Raw genomic sequence first — 10,228 nt, 5'->3', positions numbered from 1 at the left:
ATAGACCTAAACTCTTTTGAAAAATCTCTCCAAGAAATAGGGGTCTAAGACAGTACCCTGGGAATAGTACACTTTAATATTCTCTACCCAATAAGTACTCCCGGAGGAGTTTATATAGAGTAAGGCAAAATCATCCTTGCCATCTCCATTAAAGTCTGAGACAACTTTGTTCTTATATATCATCGCATTATGAATGGGCGTCTCTTCGGTAAGTGTGTACCCACCGTTCTTATTGTTGATATAAAGTTTGTACTTTTTCCACGTAGGCATACCGTTGACGGGCGCCCCTCCTGTTTCCATTGCCAAAATATCTGAATACCCGTCACCATTGAAATCCCCCACAAATGGGTCTACGTTCTGATTCTGAATAACATTGGTGCTGAGCACCTCAAAATTTGGTTTTTTATCTTGGTACTTGAATAGGGTTCCGTTTAGCTCCTCATTATTGGCTCCAAATTCTTTCAGTCCCTTTAAAAAAAAGTAAGATTTATATTGGCCATCAGTTGTTTTTGAATAGTCTAACTCATATTTTTTGAAGCGCTGACCAACAGCAGTGATTTCAATGTCATCAAGAATTAGATTCGTATTAAGGGAGGCTCCCCCTACGTATAGGGTATTTTCGTCCGTTCGTAGACTGTAGCCAAATTTTACCTGGTTGTAAGGCTGCATATTAGTAATCTGATTTCCCGTATACAAAATCTTGTCAATCCTCGACTCCCGGTTCTCGTTGATATATCTGTACTCTACATAGTTCCCATAATTATCATAGACTTTATTAAGCCGCCACATAATTACTGCGTTCCCCCATTCATCCAAAAACCGGGAATCTGCCGACCATCCATATTCTTGGGTAAGGCCATTCTTCGTTTTAACCTGAAACCAGGTTGGGCCATAAGAAGAAGTTCCAAAAGAAGTGATCTCTGAGAAGGTCTCTACTTCTGTTCCATATGTGGTATTAGCAGCACCATAAGTACCACTCGTTGCCATAAGCCTGTTGCCATCAAGCGCAAAACGGTCGGTGTTATTGAGTTTGACAGGTGCAACGATCCCATCATGAAATATGGTTTTGGGAACTCTGGTTATTGCAGAAAGCCCGCTTATGTTCCATCCCATTCCACAGATTCCATTCCCGCTTTGGCTGTTGTAGACGATAGCAAGGTTTGGCACCATGTCATTTGTGCCAGGTGGAATCTGAATTGGAATTGTATAAGTTGCCCCTCCCGTTCCTGAAACATCCGCTATTCCAGGAGTAAAGCCTACAGGCAAAGATGTGTTCAAGGATCTGTTTTGAATGTCTCCCGAAGTATAAGGAGTTCCATAGGTCACTGGGCCAGGAAGCGCCTCATCTATATACGCATGCATACTCTGGCCGGGTACAGCGGTGTAATCATATCCGTCCTGAAGCTCTATGCTCTCCGTAGCCACATAAGTTTTGTTTCCTGCATCCGATGTACCTAAAATGATATTTGTTTGCTGCGCGCTGCAAGGCGTCAAAAGGCCAAAAATAAGAGCATAAGACACCCACACAGCTTTATGGAAAAGAAGTTTCATTTTTCTTATATTAAAAAGGGAAGGTTTTTAAAGAAATGGCAGCTATTATCTATTGGTAGACGAACTATTCAACTGATCCAATATCAACATCATCTCCTCAAGCTTTTGCTCCAACTTTTCAATCCGCACCTGCTGCTCATCCACCACCACTTCCTGATTCTTCAGTTGCTCTTCCTGATTTATTATATAAAGTGTTAGCTCTTCTATCTTTTGGAGCTGACGGGCTTGCATGTCGGCAACATCAATTCCTTCTTCAAATATTACTTTCTCTGATGGGATGTTTGGAAGATGGCCATATTGATCTATATATTCTTTAACATCAGATAGCGACATAAGCCTGTAGTCCTCATTAAACACAAAGTCACTCCACCACTTAGCCTCAATACGCGTTTCTACGGCCTTGATAGTACCATGTACATCAAGGTTCCCGTATTTGTCAATTCTTAATCCGCCAACCAGACCCGCTTCACCAGGATCCGTCCACGGAGCAATTATAAAAGATCCGTTTTGATTAGCGCCTTCCGCTCCTTTACCATCCGTAAAGAATATTCCCTGGTCATCTTCACGGGTAATTTGGTTATATGCATTCTCCCCAAGCCATGGAATTATTTGTAAGTGTTGGGTATAAAATTGTGTTATGCCATTATTCACATTTACGGAAGCGGTGCCCAAAGCCCTGTTACCAAATATTGCAACCGGTAAGTTTCGCCCTCCTTGACCCCGTACATCCAAGGAAGCTCTCGGATTTGCTACATTAATACCAGTTTTACCGGATGGCATCACTATGAACTTTGAATTATAATTGTCGCTCTGACCAAACATCCCAGGAGCAAAAGTTCGCGCCCAGATGAGCGGGCGAGAGGTTGTAATCAACGGAATATTAGGCGTAGAAACATTAAAGGTGGAAAAGTTAAAGGGGCTTATAAATACTCCATCGTCCGGCCCCACTATCTCCACATCTCCATTTAGATCATTAATATCTACAGAAACCGCTGTTCCACAAGACACCTTTGTCACCACCAAACCGCTTTCTTCCCCACAATAACTGAGTTCGGTATTGCCGTATGGGGTGCTTGTTCCAATTCCTAGCTTAGGCATGGTCATTAATCCTCCCCCCCCGGGAAGAGGGTCCCAATTACCCTGGGACTGTGCGTGTAAGCCTATGCAACTAATAAAGAAAAAAAAGATGCTAGTAAAAGCTAATGTTTTCATGTCCGTCAAATTTGTTTTGACAAACTTCGTATTTGCTTATTAGAGGAAAATTAGAATAGTATTAGAATTTGGTTAGAAAATTAAGTCTTAAAAATATATCCGCACCCTACTTTAGTATGAATAAGCTTATGATCAAATCCTCCGTCTATTTCCTTCCGTAAATAGCTTATATAAACACTGATAATGTTTGTATTCCGCTCAAAATTTTCTTTCCACACATTTCTGGCTAATTCCTCCTTATATATTACCCTGTTGGGATGATTAACGAGGTAGGTCAAAAGTTCAAATTTCTTTGGTGAAAGGTTTATTGATCTCTTGGCTCGTACCACCTCATGAGTCTTTTTATTTATAACCAGATCCTGCACCCGAACAAGGTTATTCTTCAAACAGGGCTTCCTTAAATACCTTCTGGTTAAGATTAAAATCTCAAGTAAGTCAAAAGGTTTCCTCAAGTAGCTGTCTACTCCTGCATCATATACAGCTTGCATTATCTGGTATGCTCTTTTTTGACCCAGTGCGATCAGTGATACCTCTTTATTCTGAATTCTCGCTAATTCTATCATCCTCACCGCAGTGGCCTCAATTGAATCCAGATCGAGAATAATGACATCAGGATCATCTTGTTCGAGGATTGCCTTAGCAGTAACCTCATTATGAGCAGTTAGTACCATGGCCTGATCGGGTACAAGTGCGGCCTTTAGCTTTTTACAAAATCTGCGATCGTTATTTACGATCAGCAGCGTGTGGCTTTCTGATCCATTCATCGGGGTTTGCTTTTCGGGGTTAACCGGCTAAAGATAAAAATTTTGTTTTAAAAAGATCTTTCTTCTATCTCAACATTTTACGGGATTACTACTTTTACTATTCAAAACATGGCGGAAATGGACATCCAAAATAAGTTAGCAGTAACAACGGCCAAGGCCAAAGCACAGATTGAAAAAGCCGAGCAGGATTTTCTTGGCTTCGCGGACAAGATGAAGGGCCGTGCCGAGGAACTTTTTGAAGGCACTGAGGCTGATGCGCAAAAACAGTATGACCGCGCTAAGGGCAAGGCAGAAAAAGCCCGGAAAAAATGGAGAAAGAAAAAGCAGGCCGGTGGGGAAAAGCATACTGGCATAGCGCGGATATTAAAAAGTGTGTTTGCCACGGCTATAGCTTTAGCGGCCAAGAAAAACAAAGTGCTGGACCTGGTGGAGGGCGCTTATGACAAAATTGGTTCGGAGCAGGACCGCGGATCACTGCAAAAGGAGGGTAAGGACAAGATAACGCTTTTGCTTAGAATGCTGAAGGCGTACTATCAGGGAAATTATCCTCATGTCCCGTGGGAGGTGCTGATAAAGATAATTGCCGGTATTCTTTATTTCGTGCTGCTCATTGACCTGGTTCCCGATTTTATTCCTTTAATCGGCTATGTAGATGATCTGGTAGTGATTATGTGGGTATACAATTCCATCAGCGATGAGCTGGACCGGTTCAAGGAGTGGGAAGACCGGAAGCTCTATCCTTAGCAACGCCTGAAATACCATTACTCCCTGAGAGGGAGTTTGAAAGCGTGCTTAGATAAAGCCCCGTTGCCGTGCATCTTTTGTGGCCACATCGGAGTTCTCCACCAGTATCATCGGCACCTTGCCCCGGTTCATCTCCTCCAGAATTGGCAGGATGATCTTGCTCCTGCGCTTCACTTTCACATCACGGATGTAGATCGCGCTTATTCTGTCAGGAAAGTCCTGCACCACTTTCTGGTAAATCCCTGGGTCCTTCTGGCCACTGTCGCCAATCAGGATGAAGGGCAATTGGGGATAGGCTTCAAGGAGGTTTTTGATATTGGAATATTTGTGGTCCAGGTGGCCGCTTGAAAACAAGGTGCCCTTGGAGATCCCATAATCCTTGAGCAATATTGGCCCGATGGGGAAGAGGTTCAGCGCAAGGAACTGGAACAGGAAGTCGTAAATGTTCCAGGGGCTGCTGCTCACGTAGAAGAACGGATTGCGCGTTTCCCCCGGGGCATTGTTGGCCAGCAGCTTATAGAAATCGGCCGCACCCTCCAGCGGGGCGCGGGTCTTCTCGTTCAAGAAGAAAGTATTCCGCGCCATTTTGAATAGCGAGGTCGCGCCCGTCTCGAGGATCGTGTCGTCTACATCGCTGATGACGCCAAAGCGGGCATCCACAGGCGGCACCAGGATTTCGGCCCTGGTCTTTGTACCGGCCAGGTAAGGTTCGGGAGCCACAATTGCCGTGATTTCCACTTCGTGCCACAACTTATTTTCGGGCAGCCCCTGTACCCGAAGTTCTGCATTGAAATATCCTTCCTCATCAGAAACGGTTTCTACCTCCACCGTTCCATATTTCAGCCTGAGTTTCACGCCCGGGATTTCATCGCTTTCCAGGCGCTTCGCCATGTTCTTCATATTCGTAAAGAGCGAATCGTGGGGATTGGCCAGGGTGATGCCCTCGTTCTCCAAGACGCGCCCTCGCACATAGAGATTGTCCCGCGTCCCATAGCTGATGTAGCCGTGAATCATCATGGGATCGTGGCTGTGCAGGTAGTCTTTTACCGCCTTTTGCAGGGCATCAAACTTTACCCGTGCCGTGAATGAGGTTGGTAAGGGTTTCGATGAGGGACATGCTGTGAGGCTTGTGTGTATTTGGCTAAATTAAAGACTGTGATCCGATCCGCTGAATACTTATGGCCTTCCCATTTTCAGCAACTCAATCAGAAACGTAGAAGAACCTATTAACCGCTAAACTTGAATTTTGTAAGCGCCCCTTACATATTTCAAGTTTAGCAGGCATTATTCTTGAATTTTGTAAGTTTGTCTTGCATATTTCAAGGTTATGATAGAAAGAGCTCGCACAAAAAAGCTGGCCCGTTACGCCAAAACCTTCCCCGCCATCGCCATTATCGGCCCCAGACAGTGCGGTAAAACTACCCTTGCCAAAGCGTTCGTAAAAAGCATGGAGCGGGAATACGTTTATGTTGATGTCGAGAAAGCCTCCGACCGGGACAAGCTGGAGAACCCTGAGCTTTTCTTCGCGGACCATCGCGACAAAACCGTGGTGATAGACGAAGTACAGCTCATGCCAGCACTTTTTTCCGCACTCCGCTCTGCCATTGATGAGGATAGACGCCCCATGCGGTTCCTGCTGTTGGGCTCGGCCAACCCTGATATTATGAAGGACACCTCAGAGACGCTTGCCGGGCGGTTGGCCTATCTGGAATTGCAGCCCTTCAATATCGAGGAGCTAAAGGCGCATGAAATTTCCGTGGGCGAGCATCACTTCTTTGGCGGCTTCCCAAATGCCATCCTGGAAAAGGACAGCGAAGCACGCTTGGATTGGCTCGACAATTTTATCGCGACCTACATCCAGCGCGACCTCCCGATGTATGGCCTGCCTACCAGCCCTGTGCAAACCCGCAGGTTGCTGGAGATGCTGGCCTGGCTCAATGGCAAGTTGCTGGACTATTCCAACATTGGCAAGTCCTTGGGCGTGAGCCACGTGACACTGAAAAGCTATCTGGAATATCTCCACGCTTCCTTCGTGACAATGGAACTGGAACCTTTTCATTTTAACATCAAGAAACGGCTCACGAAAAGCTCAAAAGTCTATTTCCGTGATACGGGGGTATTGCACCGTTTCCTAAAACTGGCCAACTACAATGAACTCCTCAGTACGCCTTTCCTTGGCAACTCTTGGGAAACCTATGTTATCAATCAGATCTATTCCCTGAAAAATGACGAGGTAGAACTTTTCTTTTACCGCACCTATTCCGGTGCCGAGCTGGACCTGGTTCTTGCGAAAGGGATGAAGCCTATGGCCACCGTGGAAATCAAGTTTTCGGAAAAACCAGACCTCACCCGGGGCAATACCACCAGCATCAAGGACCTCGGGAGCACCGACAATTACGTCATCGTGCCGGGCGAGCAGGACTACCGCAAGTCAGAAACTATCCGTGTCTGTGGGCTGCGGCAGTTTTTGGAGGGATATCTCCCCAAATTTCAATAGGTCCAGACAACGGAAATCCGTTCTGTTTCCTCCACCAATTGTTTTGAAAAAGGATATTTGGTCGGTCGAAAGACAATTATCCGATGCGACTTACTGCGGATCAATGGTTCTGCGGCCTATACCTAAATTCTGTATATGTCCCCAAAGGCGAAGCGTAATATTCTGAGGGGGTCCGCCCTTTCGCGATCATATGGCAGGCTTATGCAATGAATGAAGTGCTGACCTATAGGTATCGACCCAACTGGTGGGATGTTTAAAATAGGTAATGAATTCCGTGCTGCTTCGCTTGGAAAGAATGATTTGCGGGGAAGAAAGTGAAGATGGAGGTTTGTAGGGTTGAGAGGATGTAGGCAGGAATATATTATCGGTGCCAAAGCGATCTCATTTTAATTCAGGGGCATGATGGTTATATCTGCATATTTATGGATTCAAATCCAAATAAAACATAATTATCTTGGATTGTGATCTATTATAATTATGAATATTTGGGATTTACCCTAAGAATGACGGATAGGCCAAGCGCCTCTATAAAATGCCATCTCCTCATGCCGCAGTAGGAAGGAATCCAGGAAGAACCTTCGGTACTTTTAGGCGAGGGATTCAGCCGAGGACAACTCCTTTCTACCGTAAAATGGTGATCGTCCCTTTCTTCCTATGCGTTTCCCCGTTGAGGTCCCTGGCTTCGACATAATATCCATAGACCTCTTCCTCGGCTGGCTGACCATTAATGGTTCCATCCCACTTGAAGTCTTTTTCATCGGTAGAGAATACAATCTGTCCCCAACGATTAAAAATGATGAGGCTTAGGCTCTCGATGTTATAGGAAGCAATACTGAAATAATCATTTGTGCCATTGCCATTGGGTGAAAATGCATTGGGAGCAATGATGTCGCTGGGCACCCTTACCCGCACAAAACGCGAAAAAGTGTCTGCGCAACCAAATTCATTTTCAGCACGCAGGGAAATATAATAGACGCCTACCGTATCATATATATGTGCCGGGCTTTTTTCAATGGAAGACAAAGAAAGATCCCCGAAGTCCCACAAATAATATTGGGCATCCACCGTATTGTTTCTCACACGAAGTGAGTCCTCAGTGGCCATCAGGTATTGCTCGTCATCCTCGAAAATAATATCGAAATGGGCCGTTGGCGCAGGAAATGCCTCCACATTGGAATAGGCCGTATCACGACAGCCATTGGCGTTCTCTGCAATCAGCATCACCCTGTATTTGCCGGGTTGTGTGTAGCTTACTACCGGATGCTGTTGGTTGGAAACTTGGCCATTCCCGAATTCCCACAAGTACTTAACCGTAGTGGAATCTCCCTGCCCGTTAAAGCGCACTTCGAAATTCACGCAGCCCGAAGTGTCGGCAGGGGCAATGGCTGCGGTCTTGATGATCTTCACAGGCAATTTAAGGGTGGTATCGCAACCGGTAATGTCATTGACGATGTATACAGCAATCTCACCTTCCCCGCTGGATGTCCATCCCACGCCTACTTCATTGGTGCCGATGCCCTGCTGAACAGTTCCTTTCGAAACGCTCCAGAAATAGGAGGTATTGGGCAGGTTGTCAACCGAGTACATATTACCGTTGGAGAAGGAGCAGACCAAGGTGTTGCCCTTTATGGCGGCTACGGGGGAGCTATAAATTTGGACCGGCAATGTCGTCTTGCCTTTGCATCCGGTGGTAGGGTTGGTCACCGTCACAGACAGCGTTCCATTTCCTGTGGTGCCCCAATCCACCGAGACCTGAAATGTGCCATTTCCTGACAGGATGGAGCCGTTCGTGGCCTCCCAACTATAGCTATATCCTGCGACCTGCTTGACCGAATATGCCGCTATTGAAGTGTTTTCACAGATTTCGGGTGGGCCGATGATTTGAGGGAGGGGTTTGCTGAAAATGGTAATGGCGCGAGTCACAGTCGTATCGCAACCTGCTGCATTGGTTTCTGTAAGGGTCAATTGTCCTGTACCCGCACTGCCCCATTCTACCTGCACCGTGTCCCCCGTGGAATCTGACAAGAACTGGCCACCGATGACTTGCCAGCGATATTGGTTTCCTGGAATTTGGGCGCTGCTATAAGTATGTATGCCGGCTTCGCATACGGCCGTGCTGCCCAGCAATTTTGCCTCAGGCGTTTGAGAAATGGTGACCTGCATCTGCTGTGAGTCGGCAGGGCAGGTTTTGTTGCCCGTGGTGGTGAGCGTCAGGGTCACTTGCCCGGAGGCCATCTCTGTAGACGAGGGGCTGTAGACTGCATTTAGGGCCGTGCGGTTGGGACTAAATGTTCCCTGGCCCCCACTCCAAATACCTCCGGCTGCCGCCTCTACACGCCCATTGAGCGCAATGCCCTGGCTGCCCGAACAAATCAGCGTATCGTTACCAGGAAGCGCCCTGATGGGTACACTGAATGAATCCACAAAGATGGAAGTGGCCACGGCCGGGCAATTGGTCTGATCCGAAACCTGGACCTGATAGGTTCCCAGCCCGGCCATGATGCTGCTGTCCGTGCTGCCCGTGCTCCATATATAAGTATAAGGCGCTTTGCCGCCTGTCACTACCGCCTTCAGCGTTACAGGTGTCCCCCCAAAGCACACGGCTGGGGAATCGGGGAGTATATTTACGGTCAGGTCCGACACAAAGTAGACCCGTGTGGTGTCGCATATATTGATGCTTGAACAACCGCCCAATGGAATGCCACATACTTCGTAGTCCACAAATGCGGGGTAACCAGGGGTCGCCTTTACGTTGACGGTATCGCAACCTGCCTGGCAATCCAGAAACGAATTGTGGAGGGAATCATTGCCCACAGATTTCCAGACGATGGAGGAGGGTTCGAACCCCGAGGCCGTAATAACGCCCCGGCATCCCTCGCTCACAATAATGTCCGGGGAGGAAGAGGGTGGCTGAATGGCAGAAAGCTGGTAGACGTTCTCATTGTTACCAGGTTTGCAGAAGGTGATGCGGTGTGGCCCCACGCTGTTTAGGCAAATTTGGGTACCAATAGGTACTTGCGGCCCGCAGCCCACCTGATAGAAAAGTGCCCCCGGAGGAAGTGCGCCTGCGATAAGCTCCAGCTTAATGGCGTAGGAAAGGGAATCGAGTGTAACCACGAATTCAATACAAACGTCAGGAGCCGAGGCACCACAGCAGGTATCGGCCCGTTTTACCGATGTGCTCGTCCAGATGCTGTCAGGACTGCCTGTAAGATCAATGGTAAAGGAGGGTGTGTTTGCCCCACAGTTCTGGGCCGATGCCCGAAATGGCGACCAAACAAGACCCATGCAAACCAACGTGATGTAGATAATTCCTGTAAAATTTTTCATTTTCCCCTATTGACTTATTCCAAATGTTGAGATAAAATATTTATCCCGTGCTTGAAATAGAAATTACGAAGAAAATTCGCCAAAGCGTTGATTCTAATTGAAGTGCTATAAGTAAGGTTTTTGGGTAGAA

Annotated in this window: 7 protein-coding genes; 2 read left to right on the top strand and 5 right to left on the bottom strand. The window is 46.9% G+C overall.

The genetic code is table 11. The features are described 5' to 3' along the window. Positions 1-6: 6 nt before the first annotated feature. The 3 genes from WD077_00225 to WD077_00215 all read right to left on the bottom strand — a co-directional run bounded on the left by WD077_00225 (position 7) and on the right by WD077_00215 (position 3,527). On the bottom strand, positions 7-1,551 hold the full coding sequence (locus tag WD077_00225; GenBank protein MEX0965636.1) for a SpvB/TcaC N-terminal domain-containing protein: 1,545 nt from the start codon (positions 1,549-1,551) through the stop codon (positions 7-9). 45 nt (positions 1,552-1,596) lie between these two features. Then, positions 1,597-2,649: a hypothetical protein gene (locus WD077_00220; GenBank protein ID MEX0965635.1), complete on the bottom strand. Its 1,053-nt coding sequence runs from the start codon at positions 2,647-2,649 to the stop codon at positions 1,597-1,599. Positions 2,650-2,843: 194 nt separating this feature from the next. Next, a complete protein-coding gene (locus WD077_00215) occupies positions 2,844-3,527 on the bottom strand; it encodes a response regulator transcription factor (GenBank protein ID MEX0965634.1) in 684 nt (227 codons plus the stop codon). A gap of 117 nt (positions 3,528-3,644) precedes the next feature. On the opposite strand from WD077_00215, the gene WD077_00210 reads away from it, so the two are divergent. Then, positions 3,645-4,271: a YkvA family protein gene (locus WD077_00210; GenBank protein ID MEX0965633.1), complete on the top strand. Its 627-nt coding sequence runs from the start codon at positions 3,645-3,647 to the stop codon at positions 4,269-4,271. 48 nt (positions 4,272-4,319) lie between these two features. Here the strand turns inward: WD077_00210 and WD077_00205 are convergent, their stop codons facing one another. Beyond that, complete coding sequence (locus WD077_00205; protein MEX0965632.1) at positions 4,320-5,288, bottom strand: phosphatase domain-containing protein; 969 nt, start codon at positions 5,286-5,288, stop codon at positions 4,320-4,322. A gap of 310 nt (positions 5,289-5,598) precedes the next feature. Between WD077_00205 and WD077_00200 the strand changes: the two genes are divergently transcribed. Then, complete coding sequence (locus WD077_00200; protein MEX0965631.1) at positions 5,599-6,768, top strand: ATP-binding protein; 1,170 nt, start codon at positions 5,599-5,601, stop codon at positions 6,766-6,768. A 621-nt stretch (positions 6,769-7,389) separates the two neighbouring features. Here WD077_00200 and WD077_00195 read toward each other — a convergent pair. Then, a complete protein-coding gene (locus WD077_00195; GenBank protein MEX0965630.1) occupies positions 7,390-10,098 on the bottom strand; it encodes a PKD domain-containing protein in 2,709 nt (902 codons plus the stop codon). Positions 10,099-10,228 lie beyond the last annotated feature (130 nt).

Source organism: Bacteroidia bacterium (assembly GCA_040880525.1).
GTDB lineage: Bacteria > Bacteroidota > Bacteroidia > CAILMK01 > JBBDIG01 > JBBDIG01.
Note: the sequence above shows the minus strand (reverse complement) of the source record. Positions and strands in the feature narration are given on the sequence as shown.